Source organism: Larkinella punicea, from assembly GCF_003334855.1.
GTDB classification, from domain to species: domain Bacteria; phylum Bacteroidota; class Bacteroidia; order Cytophagales; family Spirosomataceae; genus Larkinella; species Larkinella punicea.
This window is the reverse complement of the sequence record NZ_QOWE01000002.1, coordinates 18,280-35,300: the sequence shown is the minus strand read 5'-3', so window position 1 is coordinate 35,300 and position 17,021 is coordinate 18,280. Positions and strand designations below refer to the sequence as shown.

The following is a 17,021-nucleotide window of genomic DNA, read 5'->3' as shown; positions in this document are numbered from 1 at the left end:
TCATTCACAATTAAATATAGTCCGCCAGCTCAAGCCAGCGGTCGGATTTTAGGGAAATTTCCTGTTCGATTTGCTCAATTTGCCGGGCCCAGGACGTCAGTTCTTCGTGACTCTCGGAACCGGTATTCAGTTGATCCAATAAACCGCTTTTTCGTTGTTCCAGTTCCTCAATTTCTTTTTCTAACGTTTCATATTCCCGCTGCTCCTTGAAAGATAGTTTTCGCTTGGTTTCCGTCACCGGCGCAACGGGTTTACTTTCTGGAACTGAGACGGTTGGTGCAGCCTTTGGCTTGTCGGCGGTTTTGCGATCGGCGGGCTGACTGGCTTTGCGTTCGCGGTAATCGGTGTAATTTCCCGGAAAGTCGCTGATTTTACCGTTTCCTTCAAAAATAAAGGCGTGATCGATCAGCCGATCCATGAAATAACGGTCGTGGGATACGAGCAGTATGCAGCCGGGAAAATTCAGCAGAAATTCTTCCAGTACATTGAGCGTCGTAATGTCCAGGTCGTTGGTCGGCTCATCCAGAATCAGGAAGTTGGGATTTTGCACCAGCACCAGCAACAACTGCAACCGCCGTTTTTCACCGCCCGATAATTTGTGGACGTAATCGTACTGTTTGTTGCGGTCGAACAGAAAATGCTGCAAGAATTGGGAAGCCGTCACGGTTTCGCCCGTTCCCAGTTTCATCACTTCGGCTACATCCTGCACCACGTCGATCACCCGCTGGTTGTCGGGCAACACCAGATCCGATTGCGTATAATAGCCAATTTTGACGGTTCCGCCGGTGCTGATGATGCCCGAATCGGGGCGCAGTTCGCCGGTAATCATGTTCAGCAGGGTGGTTTTGCCCATCCCGTTTTTCCCGATGATGCCGATGCGGTCATTTCGCCGGAAGGTATACGTAAAATGGTCGAGCAACACCTTTTCACCAAAGCGTTTGCTGACGTTTTCCATTTCGATGATTTTGCTGCCCAGCCGCGCCGTTCGAATGTTCAGCTCCAGTTGGTCGTTGCCGAGTTTGGTGTGCGCTTTGGCGTTCACCTCATCGAACGCATCGACCCGGTATTGCGCTTTGGTGCCGCGGGCTTTGGGTTGCCGACGCATCCAGTCCAGTTCGCGCCGGAAAAGGTTTTTGGCCTTATCCACCTCAGCCGCCAGAATGGCCTGCCGCTCGGCTTTCTTTTCCAGGTAATACGCGTAATTGCCTTTGTAGCTGAACAGCGTTTGCTGATCGAGTTCGACAATCTGGTTGCAAACCCGGTCCAGAAAATACCGGTCGTGCGACACCAGCAGGAGGGTGGAATTGTTGGTGGACAAAAAGTTTTCCAGCCACTCGATGGTTTCCAGATCGAGGTGGTTGGTCGGTTCATCCATGATCAGCAAATCCGGGGCTTCGATCAGCACCTGCGCCATCGCCACCCGTTTGCGTTGCCCACCCGAGAGTGTGGAGACCTGCTGCGTGACGTCGTGAATGCCCAATTGCCCCAGAATCTGCTTCAACTGCGTTTCATAATCCCAGGCCTGGAGCGTGTCCATTTGCTGCATGGCCCGGTCGAGCGCGTCGTGATTTTCGGACAGCAGGGCTTTTTCATACTGCTCAATCGCGAGCAGGGCCGGGTTGTTGCCGGTTAAAACGACTTCCATCACGGTCAGGTTGTTGTCCAGTTGGGGCTGCTGTTCCAGAAAACCGACGGTGATGTCTTTGCGGATGCTGACCAGTCCTTCGTCGGAAGGCATCAACCCGGCCAGAATGGATAATAAGGTAGATTTGCCCGTACCGTTGGCACCAACGATGGCGACTTTATCCCCCCGGCTCATTCCGAACGTTACGTTGCGGAATAACCATTTGTCGCCGAAGGATTTGGAGAGATTTTCTGCTGATAGATAATTCATTGTCCGCAAAGATACGCATCCTGAACCGGATCGCCGAAGTAAACTACGCGATGGGAACGCGGATTGAACGGATTGTAACGGATCAAAACGGATTTTATCGGTGCCAATCCGTTCGATCCGTTCAATCCGCGTTCCCATCTCATCTGATGATTGCATGAGACAAGCCGCTGTATGGTAGAATTTCCGGTCTAAAAGTGGTAAATTTCCGCTCTGGTTTTCTTTATACATTTTAGAGCTTAATTCATTACCCCATTCATGCAAAAATTCATTGCTCTGTTCGGTGTCGCGTGTGTGATCTCAGCGAGCAGTCTGGCCCAGGTAACCGACGATGTAACCAAATCCTATACCCAACCCATTCCGGGCAGCACCCAGGTCTATGATCTGGTGGCGATTCCGGGCGGGGAGTTCATGATGGGGAGTCCGGCTGCTGAAAAAGGCCGCAAACCCGACGAAGGGCCGCAGCACAAAGTGACGATCGAGCCGTTCTGGATGGGAAAGATGGAAGTGACCTGGGATCTGTTCGATCTGTTTGCGTTCATTAATATGGAAAAGGAAATGGCAAAGCGGACGCCCGGTTTCGATTTAGCTAAAACCGATGCCGCCACGCGACCGAGTCCGCCGTACGTCGATATGTCGTTCGGAATGGGTCGGGAGGGTTATCCGGCCATCAATATGACGCAATATTCGGCCATTCATTTCTGCGCCTGGCTGTACGCCAAAACCGGTATTTTCTACCGTTTGCCCACCGAAGCCGAGTGGGAATATGCCTGCCGCGCCGGAACCAAGACGCCGTATTCATTCGGCGCTGATGCCAAACAATTGGGCGAATATGCCTGGTTTACCGGCAACAGCGACGGTTCGTATAAACAAGTTGGGAAGAAGAAACCGAATCCGTGGGGCCTTCACGACATGCATGGCAACGTGATGGAGTGGACGCTCGACCAGTATTACCCGGATTATTACGCCAAAAAAGCGAAAGGTGAAGTGAAGGAACCGTATGCCAAAGTGACGGAGCTTTATCCGAATGCCGTGCGGGGTGGCTCGTGGGACGATGATGCGCCGGTGTTGCGCTCAGCCGCCCGGACGCCGTCCAATGCCTCGTGGAAAATGCTCGACCCGCAGGCTCCCAAAAGCGAGTGGTGGCTGACGAGTGCGTCGTTTGTTGGTTTCCGGGTGGTTCGTCCGGCTAAAAAACCGTCAGAAGAAGAAATCAAAGCGTATTACAACCCGCCGTTGATTGAGGAGTATTGAGAAATGAGTCAATTGAAACGATAATTGACATACCTTTGTTTACCATTAGTAAACTTTGCGATGTTTAATATCATCAATACGAGGACATTAAATTATTGGTGTACAAAATATCCTGAAGCATCAGGCTCTTTACGGAAGTGGTATTTTGATCTCAAAAGAGCTTCTTTCTCAACTGCCAATGAGTTGAAGTCGGCTTACGGAAATGCTAGTATTATTGCGGATAACCGGGTTGTATTCAATATCAGTGGAAATCATTATCGCTTAGTTGTACGGATTAATTATCAATACAAGGCAATCCAACTAAAGTGGTTTGGCACGCATGCAGAATATGATCGAATTGACGTAACGACTGTACAGCCATGAATTGGAAAATAATTAAAAATGAAGATCAATATGAGGCCGCTTTACATCGTGCCGACGAAATTTTTGACGCGCAACTGGAAACGGTCGAAGGTGAGGAGTTAGAATTGCTTGTCATGCTCATCAAAGAATATGAAGACCGTATGCATCCGGTTTTACCCCTTGACCCCGTAGAAGCCATTCGGTTAACGATGGAAGAGAAAGGGCTGCAGGCAAAAGACCTTGTACCTTTGATCGGTTCAAAAAGCTATGTATCCCAATTGCTTAACCGAAAAAAACCATTAACGGCTGAAATGATGCGTATCCTTCATAAAACGTTAGGCATCCCCGCTGAAATTTTGCTCTCGTAAATTTTAAGGTACCCGATAAATACCGGTTCATTATTTCTAAACCTTGTTTCCTATGTCAAACGAATCAAACCGCCGGGAGTTTCTGAAACAATCCGGCCTGCTCACGGGCGGTGCCCTGTTGACGACTCTGCCTTCTTTTGCATCTTCCTATGGCTTCAACAACTCGGCTGATGATACCATCAAAGTGGCACTCATTGGCTGCGGTGGCCGGGGAACCGGTGCTGCGCTTCAGGCCCTGAAGTCCAAGCAGAATGTGAAGATCGTGGCGATGGCCGATGCGTTCCGCGATCGGTTGGATGGCGCGTATAAAAGCCTGACTCAAAATCCAGAGCTGACCAAGCGGGTCGATGTTCCGGAAGAACGCAAGTTTGTCGGTTTCGATGCGTATCAAAAAGCCATTCCCCTGGCGGATGTCGTGATTCTGGCAACTCCTCCGGGTTTCCGGCCGATGATGTTTGAAGAAGCCGTGAAGCAGAACAAACACATCTTCATGGAAAAACCGGTAGCCACCGACGCACCGGGCGTTCGCCGGGTGCTGGCGGCTGCGGAAGAAGCCAAGAAGAAAAAACTGAACGTGGTGGTGGGTTTGCAACGCCATTACCAGCCGAACTACCGTGAAATGGTCAAACGCATCCACGACGGCGCGCTGGGCGACATCATCGGTGGTTCGGTCTATTGGGTGAGCGGGGGCGTTTGGGTAAAACCGCGTCAGCCGAACCAGACCGAAATGGAGCACCAGATGCGGAACTGGTATTACTTCAACTGGCTCTGCGGGGATCACATCAACGAACAGCACATTCACAACATCGACGTCGCCAACTGGGTGAAACGCGGTTATCCGGTTTCGGCGCAGGGAACGGGTGGACGACAGGTGCGTACCGGCAAGGAGTACGGCGAAATTTTTGACCACCACATCGTCGATTACGTTTACGAAGATGGTACGCTGATCAACAGCCAGTGTCGTCACTACGAAGGCACGTTTAGCAAAGTGGACGAAGCCTTCCTGGGCACCAAAGGCCGCGTCGACTCCTTCGGGCGACAAAGCATTCTGAAAGACCACAAAGGCGGTTCGATTTATACCCACAACGGCAAAGGCGACGGCGATCCGTACCAGATCGAGCACGACGAATTGTTTGCGGCCATTGCCAAAAACGAATACAAATTCTGGGATGCCGAAAACGGGGCGAAAAGCACACTGACGGCCATCATGGGCCGGATGGCGACGTATTCGGGCAAAGTGGTGAAATGGGACGAGGCTCTGAACTCAAACATCAACCTGTTCCCCGACAAACTGGCCTGGGATGCGAATCCGAAACTGTTACCGAACGCGGACGGTTTTTATCCGGTTGCCGTTCCGGGCAAAACAGTGGCGGTTTAGTTGCGCCAAGAATTCTATTCTGAATGCAAAAAGGGAGCCGACGGTTCCCTTTTTGCATTGAAAATAGTCAGGTCTGCGCAGGATTTTTGATTTTTGCGGTATGAAACAAGTCCTATTCCTCATCTTCATTTTATCAGGATTCTGCACCACGGCCCAGGTGTTGCGAAAACGGACCGTTAAGTTAATGGGCAGCCGGTTTGACATCACGATTGTTGCCCAGGACTCCCTGTCGGCGGAACAAAACATTGATGCGGTGATTGCCGAGGTGACGCGGATCGAGAATTTAATCTCGGACTGGAAAGCCGATTCTCAAATTTCGCAGGTGAACAAAAATGCCGGGATTGGCCCGGTGCGGGTGGACGCTGAAGTATTTGCCCTGACCGAACGGGCACTCCATTTTTCTACCATCACGAAGGGGGCTTTTGACATTAGTTTTGCCGCGATGGACCGAATCTGGAAATTTGACGGTTCGATGACGGAAATGCCCAGCCCGGAAGCGGTTAAGAAATCGGTGGAGAAGGTCGGCTATGAAAATATCGTGTTGGATCGGGCGCGGTCCACTATTTTCCTGAAACGGAAAGGCATGAAGATTGGATTCGGTGCGCTGGGCGAGGGGTATGCCGCCGACCGCTGCCGCGACCTGATGCTGGCCAAAGGAATCAACGCCGGGATTGTGAACGGTTCCGGGGACATGAGCACCTGGGGAAAGCAGCCGGACGGCAGCGACTGGACCATCGGCATCACCAACCCGATTCGGAAAGACACGGTTTTCGCCATCGTGCCGCTGCGGGAGAGTGCCGTGGTGACCTCCGGAAGTTACGAGAAATTCGTGGTGTTCAACGGCAAGCGGTATGCCCATATTATCAACCCCGTTACGGGCTATCCGGCTACGGGCGTTTGCAGCGTGACGGTTTTTGGCCCCAGTGCCGAAACCGCCAACGGGTTCAGTACATCGCTGATGGTGCTGGGAAAAGACGCGGGTTTGACACTGATCAATCAGTACCCGGACTACCGCTGCATCCTGATCACCGACGACGGCCGGATTTATTCATCGCGAAATCTGGATGTTAAGGCTTATCGTTTGTAGAGAGGTCGTCTATTGAGCAGATGAATCGTAAAACTGGCTGCTTAAATAGTTGTAGGACAAGGCACAGTGTTCGACAATCCGACCTCCGTTATCGACCACGACCAAAACCGTCTCGCCTTTCCAACCGCCCCGGCTTAGGTGTAAACGGACATAATGCCGATTCTCAATGGTAATGTGATGAGCGACGGTTAACCGGCGGGCATTGCGTTTGACAAAGGGCCAGCGTCTTCTGGAACGGATCGGCGGTTGAAGATGCACATAAAAGCGACGTTGAACATTTTGGGTATAAAACGCGGAGTCGGCCACTTGTTCGGCCTTAATCCGTTTCTGTACACCCTCCGACCTGGTAGCCGATTGCAACGAATAGCATTTTTGAGCAAAGGGCGCTAACAAAGACGCATCTTCTTCCACCAGGCCCGTCGAGTAAGCGGTGATATCGCCGTAGGTTTTGTGGATCAATAAGCTATCGGCATAATAATTCAGGGCAATTTGTTCATAGCAAAGGGTCTGCTGATGCAGGGAATCCTGGTTCCGTTGCAGGAAGTTGAACGCATTTTGTAGTACGGGGTCCGTTCCCCGCAGCATATCCTCCCGATGGTGGATGGCCACTACATCAACCGGAACGCCTTTTCCTTCGTAGCTGATGCGTTTGCTATTGACCGTCTGGCCGTTCGACAGGGAAATCTCCCAACCATTGGGCAAGGTCTTTCCCAGCATCCCCGAAAAAATGCCATTCGAGTTTTCACCCATCAGTTTGACATAAGGCAGTTCCTTCAGGTACAGGGCGCAGTGATCGCCCGCACTAATGGTCGATCCGCTCGTCAGGAGCACTGTCGGCTTAATGAGCTGTTTGGGACCCTGTGGTGTTATGTGGTAGGCCGTCCAGGACGAATAATCCCGGTTTCGTTTGCCAATCCGGGTTCGCCCATAGCCCACCAACCGCTTGACTTGTGTGAGCCGCCCAGCCAACGCATTCAAATAGGCCGGAGAACCACCTCCATTGATCCGGATGTCAATAATGAGGGCTTTGACGTCGGCAAAGTCGAGAACCATTTCATCCAACTGCTGGGCGAATACCGCCAAGGGCATGCCGCCAAATCCGTTTAGCTGAAGATAACCGTAGTCGCTGGATCGACAATAACCGCCAATTTGATAAGGCTCACTCCTGAATTTTGTAAAAGCACCAAATCCCTTTTTCTTCAAGGCATCCAGGGTTACCTGATGGAATTGCGCCTGCAGTTCTTTCGTTGGAAACTCATGATGAAACCGGGCGTATTTGGCACTCGCTGGCAAGTCGCCCGTTGGCGAGATAACAATGTGGCCATCTTTCAGGGGGGCCACCATGTCATTAAAAACCGCCAGGAGTTGATCGTCGGTTGTCTTTTCGGTAACCAGGGGTTTAAAACGCTGATAGTGCTGTTTCCAATCCACCCCTCTATTTTCGAAATGGGCATAATACCGGTTGAATAGGTGCCAAAACTCCTCAAAGTTTCGCTCCGGGTCAGTTTTGGGTGTTGATTGGGCCAGGCCAACCCGTTGCCCAAGACAGGACAGCAAAATCAATACGGCAAGTTTCATAGGATGCGGGAGAAAACGAGCGCAAACGTAGTTCGAATCATCAACCGTTCTAGCTAATGGTTGGCAATATATAACTATTAATTATATATGCAATAAGGCGTCCTATTTAGCGTTTCACTCCCTTCAATAACAGTCCATCAGAATCTGGCTGTGTGACTGGTAGAAGCTGACGCTTTTGCCCGTTTTCGTCTGGCAGATGGTTTCCAGTAATTCGATGACATCTTTTTGCATCGAAAGAGAGCCGCAGATCATCAGTACGCCGTTACTATCCAGTACATTACCAATAAAATCAGCATCCCGCGCAATCAGGTTGCTGACATATTGTTTTTCGCCTTCGCGCGAATACGCCAGGTGGAGATTCGTGAGTTTTTGCGCCGAACGGCTTTCTTCCAGAAAATCCCGGTAGGGGTCGAACGAGGCACGTTGTCGAAAACCGCCGTACAAATGGCAAGGCGTTTTCTGCTTATTCTGGCTGATCATCCCCAGAAACGGCGCAATGCCGGTGCCATTGGCGATCATCACCACGACCGGGGCTTTTCGGGGAAAATGAAAGTGGTCGTTGTTGACGATCCGGGCGCGAACGGTTTCACCGGGCGTCAAGGCGTGTAGAAAGCCGGAACCCAGTCCGCCCGGTTGGAGCCGGACGCTCAATTGAAGCTCGTCTTCCAGGACACCAATCGAATACAGCCGTTCACGGTGGTCGTTGGCGGGATAAATGGCCAGCAGATCGCCCGACGTAACACCCTGACTACGCTTGCTCTGGAAACGGATCAAAAACGTGCCGTCGGGCTGGGCGGTTTGGGTGTTGCTGGTGACGGTCAACGTTTCAAGCGGAAGTGCCGGAGCTTTTAACAATTCACCCGAAACCGGCATCGGCAGATTCGTTTGCTGCGACCAGGCTTCGGCCCACAAGCCAAACTCGGCCGGCGATTTATCATTGACCGTATGAATATCGACCAGCGGAATGGCCCACGATTGCCGGGCCAGCAACTGATTCACCTCGAAGGCAAACTGACAGAAATCGGGGTAAGCGTGCGACCCAAACCCGAGGACGGAATAGCGGACGGAATGCGGTTGTGGGTATTTTTCAACCCGTTTCATAAACCGGGTGGCGTTGGTCGGCGCGTCGCCCAGCCCGTAGGTAGCCGTCAACGCGATCAGGTAGTCGGCTTTTGGGAAAACCGTGTAGTTATTGAACTCGGTCAGAAACGATTTCTCCCCTTGCCTGAGCAACTGCTGGTGAATGGCCTGCGCAAACCGGAAGGTGCTGCCGTTCTCCGATCCGACCAGAATGATAAACCGGCTTTCGTCGGCTGAATAGTTATTCTTTTTGACGCGATTGGCCCGTCGTTTCCAGGTAATGGCAAAACCGGAATAGATAAAAAAGAGTATATTTCCCGAAGCCACAGCCAGAATGACAGCCCAAATGGCGCTCGTCCGGCCGGTGTGCAAATCCAGACTGAGGTTGGTGAGCAGGACGGCGGTCGGATACCGGTTTTCGCTGAGGATGTCGCCGGTAATCTGGTTGACCGTAATCTCCCGGTCTTTGAGTTTCAGCGTGTAGTAATCCTCAACGTCTTCCGAAAACGGAAATTCGAGGGTCTGTACGTCCGCCAGTCGGGTGTTCTGAAAAACCGCAAAGTCGGCCAGCGCCCGTTGCGGTTTTGACTGGATAGCGTCGAAATCAATTTGGGGAGAAACTTTCTCTTCACCAACCAGACCAAACCGGGCGAGGGAAAGGTAGGTTCCTGACAGGGCAATGAGGAAGATCGGAATCAGCGACAGCCGCCCCAGCACGACGTGGTAATACTGGGCGAAATTGTCCCGAACAATCCGGGTAAAAAACCGCCTGACACCCCGTTGACGCTGGATAATGAGCATCGTACCGGAAACGGTAATCAATAGCAACAGAAACGCGGTCAGCCCGATGAAAAACCGCCCGGCTTCGTGCAGAAACAGCGAGCGGTGCAGGGCCGTAACCCACTGGAAAAACTCACTTTGCGGGCTGGGAATCCCCAGAATTTTGCCCGTCTGCGGATCAACGAAAGCGGTCAGGTTTTTGCCGTCGGCATCGCTGCCCTTGATCTGCACAAACTGGTTGGCGTCGACGCTCAACTCACTGATTTCAGCATAGTTTTTTTTGAGCACCGGCAGTGTCTGGGCCAGGGTAAGCTGGCTAACGGCATCGACCCGATACGGCTGAATTTTCTGGGCTACGGGTTCGAACGCCAGAATAATTCCCGTTACGGACGCCAGCGCCAGCAAAAGAAAAGAAGATACAGCCAACGCTAAGTGGCTGTATCTCCACACAGAAATGGTCATAAATCCGGCCGCTGTTAATTGGGGCTGTTGGGGCTAAAGCGTACGTAGCGAATGTAGCCCGTTCCCTCGCTTTTGGCGGAAAGCCCTTCCGTCGTGAGCGGAATTTCGAGATCTTTCGCGATGTCCTGCTTGTCTTCCACGGAGCTGGCAAACCGCAGTTTGTAATCCTTGTTGAGCTTCGAATTATCAATTTCCAGTACGATGACGCTGCGATCGCCACCAGCCACTGACGCCCCGGTGATGGCACTGAGGTTGGGCGTTTTTTTGCCCAGTGCCCGGTACCATTCCTTAACGTCCGGATACCATTTTTTATCGGAACCGAGCACATACAGGGTTTTTTCGTAAGCCCCTTTCCCGTTCATGAGCGAAACCGCGATGTACGCTTTTTCGCCCATGTAGTTGGTCATCTGGATCATACATTTGTACTGGGTAGTCCCGGACTGAGCCACCGAAGCCGATGGCCGGGCGACTACCAGAACCAGCGCGAGCAAACCGATTTTAAGCAAATTGGGCATAGACTTATTTCAGAAAAGTAACGGAAACATTGCTTTTGGAGAGCGATTCATTCTCGCTGGCCAGGTCAAAAGCGGTTTCTTTAAAATTGGTCGCAATGTCCTTTTTGGCACCGATGGACAGCAGGTATTTCAGCATGGCGTCGTCTTTGGACACCATCGCGGCTTTGTGCAGGGCGGTAATGCCTTCCTTGTTTTTGGTGTTCACGTCGATTTGCAGCGCTTCCAGCCGTTTCACCAGCGAAAGGTCATTTTTGGTAACCGCCAGGTGGTAGAGCGTATTGCCGTTCTGTTGCGGAGCCTTGATATCGAGCCCTTTGTCCTGAAGCAGTTTTAGTTTGGCTTCAAATTCATCGGTTTTCGGCCCATACGACTGCACCAGGTAAGCCAGCAGGTTATCGCCGTTTTTGTCCGTTGCCTTCACATCGGCTCCTTTGCTCAATAGATAGTTCACCACTTCGGGCGAATTGCCCCGAACGGCCATCGCCAGTGCCGACACGCCTTTCTGGTTGCGCTGGTTGATGTTTTTCACCTTCGGCTGGAGCATCTCCATTACGGCCAGATCCCGGTTGGCGGCAGCCGCATTCATAAACACGGTATTGCCTTCGTCGTCGGCCTGGTTGACATCGACACCTTTGGCCAGAAAATACTGAATGATTTCGTTCTGCTTGGGTCGGCGAACCAGCGCGTGCAGCACGTTTTCACCGGCCTTGTTGGTCGCGGTCGGTTTGAGGTTCAGGCTTTCCAGATACTGGAACACCTCAATGGGAGTGGCCCCCCGGCGTCCGCCCTGGCTGGCCATGATCAAGGCGTTGTCGGTGGCCGGAACCCCGCGTTGCAACAAGGCTTTCAGGATGTCGATGTTCCCACCCCGGGCCGCATAACTAAAGGCGTTGTTACCGGCCGCATCCGTACTTTTCAGATTCAGGCCTTTCGAGACAAAATAATCCGTTAGCTTGAGATCCTTGTCGTTGGCAACCGCAATCAGTAAGGCGTTGGCACCGTCATGATTCAGGTCTTTCTTTAAATCGGCACCGTTCTGGAGGCACAGGTCATACACCCGTGTATTCGTCTGCCCGTTACCAGCCGCAAAATTCAACACCGTCATGCCGTGGCTGTCTTCTATAGTGGTTTTGGAGCCTTTCGCCAGCAGGTATTCCATCAGTTCCACATTGCCCCGACTGGCAGCCCAGTGCAGATAAATCCGGCTATCGTGGGTGATTTTGCTGACCTCGTTGCCGGGTTGCGACAGCAGGTACTTAATGGTTTCGTTGGGCGCCTGGGCATTGATCGCCATCACGACGGGATCAAAACTGTTGGAATTGAACTGCGACGGGCTGTTTCCTTTCTCAATTTCGGCTTTCACCTGACTCACGTCCGGCTTTCCCTGCCAGAACGACGGTTCCAATAGCACGTTCTTCTGGGCCTGGGCGGAGAGAACCGTGCCGAACAGAATAGCGATGAGTAGTTTTTTCATACGGATATACTGAGGTAGAAATGCTGATACAACGCGCTCAGGCTTCCTTTAAAAACCCGAACGGATTGCAAATTAATAAGATTCAGTCTAGATAAGAGACGTTTACGGTCATTAAATTTGAAAGAGACTAAATCATCCAGGGAAATTCTGGTTAAAAAGTCACGAAGCATTCTACCGGTTCCACCACACTTTGTCTTTAATCATGTCGTCGCTGCCCTGTTTAGACGCTTCGGCGTTGTTGGTTTGCCGTTCCGATTCCGGATACATCAGCCGCAGCGGGCGGGCCGTCGGCGCGGGGGCATCCAGCGAATTCGGAATGGCGGGAATGCCCAACCGGCGGTAGTCACTCCAGGCTTCGATGCTACTGAGGCTGTTCAGGGCCAGCCACTTCTGGGTGATAATGGCTTCAATTTTGTTGGTTGCCTGATCGAAGTTGACGGCCGGTTGCGCGTTATAAGCAGCAAATTCACTGGCAGCTACTTCCATGTATTTGAACGATTCCTGAATACCCTGTTCGTAGAACGTTTTGGCCGAACCGGTGATCCAACCCCGTTGCGCGGCTTCGGCCTGGAGAAACAGGCTTTCGAAGGAACCCATCAAGACGGAAGGCTGCGTAGCGGTTTTGAACAGCGCGGCTGGTCGGTTGCCGTTTTCCTGCGGTCCTTTGAAAGCCGAGGTGCTGGCCCGGTTGTACTGCGCTTCGGCGTTGGGATTTCCGAAGAGAACCCCCTTGTAATCCGTTCCAACCGACACGTAAAGCGTAGCCAGACGCGGATCATTTCGGCGTTTGTACTGTTCCAGCGCAAAAACCGTGGGCCGCAAATCCTGGTGATTGCCGGTGCTGGCACCCTGAACCGTCCGGTAGTAATTTTCCCAGAATGGATTCAGTTTCGAAGCGGTATTCAAATAACCGGGTTGCACAAACGCGTTTTCGCCCACACCCAGAAAACCGCTGCCTTCGGCCTGAATCTTCTGGATTTCAGCCGTGATATACGCCGGATCGCCCGCGGCACTCTGGTGAATCAAGGCCCGTAGTTTCAGCGTATTCCCGAATTTGATCCACAGGGTTTTGTTCCCTTTGAACAGCACATCGTCCGCACCGGGACCCACGCCGGCGGGTGCATTTTTGAGGTCTTCGATGCCCGCGCTGATCAGGTTGATGGATTTTTCGTACACGGTTTTTCCGTCTTCGTAGCGGGGTGTCGGGTGCAGCGTTCCCTGCAACGCATCGTCGAACGGCAGGTTATTGTAGAGATCCACGAGCCGGGTGAAATGCCATCCCTGCATGATTTTGGCGATTCCGGCGTAAACCAATGCGCCTTCCGTTTGCGCCTGTTCCTTGATCAACTGGTAATAGAGCAGGTTAGTGTACCCATTCTCCCAAACCGGAATGCCGTCGCGCTGGTGACGAATGGCCGGGCCGTTGTACGACTTCAAATCGACGAACAGGTTCACGCCTTCGCTAGTCGTTCCCCAGTAACCGGCCCAAAACGCGCCAATCTGGTTGAGCTGACCAGTTTCCTGATTCACCGTGCTGACCAGAGCCGCCGGGAGCTTGGCACTCAGCGACAGGTTTTCGCTAACCGGGGCGTTGGGATTGTTGTTGACTTCCAGAAACTCGCTGCACGAACTGAACGAAACCGTCAGTGCAGCCACTAAAACGAGCTGTATTATCTTCTTCATGTCTATTTCTCAGAATGTTAAATTCACATTGAAACCGTAGGTGCGATAGGGCGGAACCTGGCGGAAGCTCAGGTAACCGTCGGTGCTGTTGTAGAGGTATTCGGGATCGCCGTACTGGTTGTCTTTGTGTCGGATGATGAACAGGTTCGTGCCCACGAAACCGATGCTGGCTTCCCGAACTACCTTCTGTTTGCTGAGCAATGCGGCAGGCAAAGCATACGAAATGCTGAGTTCACGCAGTTTGAAATAATCGGATTTGGCGGCTGTATTGATCTGGATTTCACCCTGTTTGGTCCAGAATGCCTTATCGCCTTTTGACAAAACCGTGGTGTTGGGTGTAAACGTACCATCGGCATTCTGAATCACCGAGTTCGGGAAAATGAACGGTTGGCGGTCAAACTCGGCGGTGCGCGGATCGGTTCCGGCGGTATACATCCGGGGCACAATCTCGGAATACAGCCAGCCGCCCATCCGCCAGTCGAACTGGGCACCCAGGCTAAACCCTTTAAACTGTAGTACGGTACTAATCCCCATTTGATACGGCGGAACCATCGTTCCCAGATGAACGGGATCGGTCGCTACCAGCGGTTCGCCGGTCGTGGGGTTGATGATCACCCGACCCTGCGGATCTCTCTGGTAATCACTGACCTGAAGGCTGGGGTATTGCTGGCCAATGTTGGCGTACGACTGCCGGAAAATGTTGAACGATTGGAGCCCTTCGTACAGTTCTTTCACTTCATTGTTGATGTGAGTGTAATTAAAACCCACGTTCCATTTCAGGCCATTCCGGCGAATCACATCCCCGTTCAGGCTCAATTCGACGATGTTGTTGGTCAGTCGGCCGGCATTCACCACGGCGCTGCTATAACCCGTTGCGCGGGAGGTCGTTGCGTTGAAAATCTGCCCTTTCGAATCCGAGAAAACGTAACTTCCTTCAAAGTTCAGGCGGTTATTCAGGAAACTCAACTGCACACCCGCTTCGTACGACGTCACAAATTCCGGCTGAATGTTCGGGTTCGGATACCGCGCGCCGGGCGTAAAACCGACCAGATTGCCGAACGGAAAACCATTGGTCTGGCTGTACGGATTGTTGAGCGAATAGGGGTCCAGCGTTACGTTACCGGTTTTGTTCCAGGACGCAAACACTTTCCCGAAGGACAGAACACGGCTGTTTTTCAGGGCGTCGATCGCTTCGTTGAACACAAAGGAAGCACTCACACCGGGGTAAAAATACGAGCGGTTTTCTTTGCTCAGCACCGAAACCCACTCGTTTCGTCCGGTTAAAGTCAGGAACAGGTAGTTGTTGTAACCGCCCGTAAATTCGCCGTAACCCGCCAGAGAGCGGTATTCCGTGATGCCTGAACTGCCGGTTAACTCGCCAATTCGGGTGCCGGGGTTGAACAAATCGGGCAGTAGCAGATTGCTCGACGAAATGGTGGCGGTTTTGGTGTAATCCGAACGGAAATTCTGGCCCAGAATCAGGCGGGTGCTGAATTTGCCAAACGTCTTGTTGAAATTCAGGATCAGGTCGCCGTTGAGTCGTCGGAAATTATTGCTGCCATCGCTGACGCTACCGTTGACGTTCCGCCGACCGGCGGCTTCGAATTTGCCCGTCGTGCTGCGGGTCTGCGTCGTGGTGCTGAACAAACCAACGCGGTACATCGCACTGAACCAGGGTGTTACCTGATAATCCAGCTCCACTTTCCCGTTGACGGTTTGCTGCTCGTTCAGGTCGCGGATGTTGTCGATCTGGTGGTAAGGGTTTTTCTGCAAATCGGTGAAAAAGTACGACGGACTGGCAAACGAAGTCGGATTTCGCCAGTCTTTCATCGAGTTGAAATCGAAGTTGGCCGGCAATTGGTAGGCGGTAATCCACGGGCCGTCGGGCGTCGTGTTTTTCTTGAAATAGACGTAATTGACGTTATAAGACGTATTCAGTTTGCCGAATTTCCGGGTTCCGTTGAAACGCGCGCCCGTCCGGTGGCTCTTGTCTTCCGGAATAATTCCCTTGATGGCAACATCCTGAACCGAGAAGAAATAGGTGGTTTTTTCGTCACCGCCCGAAAACGAAACGTCATTCTGGAGATTGACGCCGGTTTCAAACAAATCGAGCCGGTTATCACGTGAGGGAGCTGCATACAGCAACTTATGCCGCGAACCGCCGGGCAAAACCGGGCCGAAATCCTTCATCGAACCATCGAAGGCGGGTCCCCAGGATTCGGCCTGCGTCGGGTCATACACGCCGTTGACGCCCTGGCCGAATTGGGTTTGCGCGGGCGGCAGCAGAAATACCTGCGAAAAGGTGGTCGTATTGCTGAATTTCACCGTTCCCCGGCCCCGGGTGCCGCTTTTGGTCGTGATCATCAAGGCACCATTGACTCCTTCCGAACCGTACAAAGCTGCAGCGTTGGCCCCTTTCAAAACCGTAATGTTCTCAATGTCGTTGGGATTCAGGCGGGTGATTTCCGGAACCGGAACGCCATCCACCACATAAATCGGCGCGTTTTTGGCCCGGTTGAGCGAACGACTTCCCCGCATTGTGATCTGAATCTGCGGGTCTACCTTGCTGTCGTACATATTGATCCGCAGCCCGGCCACCTTGCTCGTCAGTCCAAAAAGCGGATTGACGGTTTTTCCCTGATTCAGGCTTTCGTTGCTGACGACCTGAGCGCCACCGCCAAATTCGCGGGCGGCCCGTTTGATGCCTAATGCGCCGGTAACGACCACCTCCGAGAGTTGCTTCAAATCTTCTTTCAAAGCAACATCGAGCGTTTTAGTATTCTCCGTAACCGTCATTTCCTGAGCTTCATAACTGATGAACGAAAACACCAGGATCTGCCCCGGATTAACCCGGATGGCATACTCGCCCTGTTGATCAGCGGTGGTTCCCTGCGAGGTTCCCTTGACGGTAATGGTGGTTCCCGGAAGTGGTGCCCCCGTCGTCTGCTCAATCACTTTGCCCCGGATGGAGCGTCCTTCCTGGGAAAAAGCGGTTGTGGTGAGTGTCAGAAGAAGGATGAAAGTGGATAGTGATTTTATCATAGAGTTTGAATTTTAATCCTGGATTAGAAGGTTCTAATTTTATTTAGACACAGTCTAATTAACTTTACGGCCGCAAAGGTAAAAATG

Annotated in this window: 12 protein-coding genes; 5 read left to right on the top strand and 7 right to left on the bottom strand. The window is 52.2% G+C overall.

The window, feature by feature from the left end; all coding sequences use genetic code 11:
* Nucleotides 1-10 precede the first annotated feature (10 nt).
* Nucleotides 11-1,894, bottom strand: coding sequence for an ABC-F family ATP-binding cassette domain-containing protein (locus DUE52_RS02010; protein WP_114404575.1), 1,884 nt, complete (start codon nt 1,892-1,894; stop codon nt 11-13).
* Nucleotides 1,895-2,149: 255 nt separating this feature from the next.
* Here DUE52_RS02010 and DUE52_RS02005 point away from each other — a divergent pair, with 255 nt between their 5' ends.
* The 5 genes from DUE52_RS02005 (at nt 2,150) to DUE52_RS01985 (ending at nt 6,320) form a co-directional block, all read left to right on the top strand.
* Nucleotides 2,150-3,145: a formylglycine-generating enzyme family protein gene (locus DUE52_RS02005; RefSeq protein ID WP_114404282.1), complete on the top strand. Its 996-nt coding sequence runs from the start codon at nt 2,150-2,152 to the stop codon at nt 3,143-3,145.
* A 60-nt stretch (nt 3,146-3,205) separates the two neighbouring features.
* Nucleotides 3,206-3,508, top strand: coding sequence for a type II toxin-antitoxin system HigB family toxin (locus DUE52_RS02000; RefSeq protein ID WP_114404281.1), 303 nt, complete (start codon nt 3,206-3,208; stop codon nt 3,506-3,508).
* Complete coding sequence (locus tag DUE52_RS01995) at nt 3,505-3,855, top strand: helix-turn-helix domain-containing protein (RefSeq protein ID WP_114404280.1); 351 nt, start codon at nt 3,505-3,507, stop codon at nt 3,853-3,855. The genes DUE52_RS02000 and DUE52_RS01995 overlap by 4 nt, the downstream gene beginning before the upstream one ends.
* A 52-nt stretch (nt 3,856-3,907) precedes the next feature.
* Nucleotides 3,908-5,233 (top strand): Gfo/Idh/MocA family protein, encoded by a 1,326-nt coding sequence (locus DUE52_RS01990; RefSeq protein WP_114404279.1) that lies wholly within the window; start codon nt 3,908-3,910, stop codon nt 5,231-5,233.
* A gap of 100 nt (nt 5,234-5,333) precedes the next feature.
* Complete coding sequence (locus DUE52_RS01985) at nt 5,334-6,320, top strand: FAD:protein FMN transferase (protein WP_114404278.1); 987 nt, start codon at nt 5,334-5,336, stop codon at nt 6,318-6,320.
* 9 nt (nt 6,321-6,329) lie between these two features.
* Here the strand turns inward: DUE52_RS01985 and DUE52_RS01980 are convergent, their stop codons facing one another.
* The 6 genes from DUE52_RS01980 to DUE52_RS01955 all read right to left on the bottom strand — a co-directional run bounded on the left by DUE52_RS01980 (nt 6,330) and on the right by DUE52_RS01955 (nt 16,934).
* A complete protein-coding gene (locus tag DUE52_RS01980; RefSeq protein WP_114404277.1) occupies nt 6,330-7,898 on the bottom strand; it encodes a S41 family peptidase in 1,569 nt (522 codons plus the stop codon).
* A 123-nt stretch (nt 7,899-8,021) separates the two neighbouring features.
* On the bottom strand, nt 8,022-10,184 hold the full coding sequence (locus tag DUE52_RS01975) for a PepSY domain-containing protein (RefSeq protein WP_229312036.1): 2,163 nt from the start codon (nt 10,182-10,184) through the stop codon (nt 8,022-8,024).
* Nucleotides 10,185-10,234: 50 nt separating this feature from the next.
* A complete protein-coding gene (locus tag DUE52_RS01970; RefSeq protein ID WP_114404275.1) occupies nt 10,235-10,735 on the bottom strand; it encodes a DUF2271 domain-containing protein in 501 nt (166 codons plus the stop codon).
* Between the two features lie 4 nt (nt 10,736-10,739).
* Nucleotides 10,740-12,209, bottom strand: a complete 1,470-nt coding sequence (locus tag DUE52_RS01965) for an ankyrin repeat domain-containing protein (RefSeq protein WP_114404274.1) — start codon at nt 12,207-12,209, stop codon at nt 10,740-10,742.
* A 171-nt stretch (nt 12,210-12,380) separates the two neighbouring features.
* A complete protein-coding gene (locus tag DUE52_RS01960) occupies nt 12,381-13,892 on the bottom strand; it encodes a SusD/RagB family nutrient-binding outer membrane lipoprotein (RefSeq protein WP_114404273.1) in 1,512 nt (503 codons plus the stop codon).
* A 9-nt stretch (nt 13,893-13,901) separates the two neighbouring features.
* Entirely contained in the window at nt 13,902-16,934 is a 3,033-nt protein-coding gene (locus DUE52_RS01955) for a SusC/RagA family TonB-linked outer membrane protein (RefSeq protein ID WP_114404272.1), read from the bottom strand.
* Between the last annotated feature and the right edge of the window lie 87 nt (nt 16,935-17,021).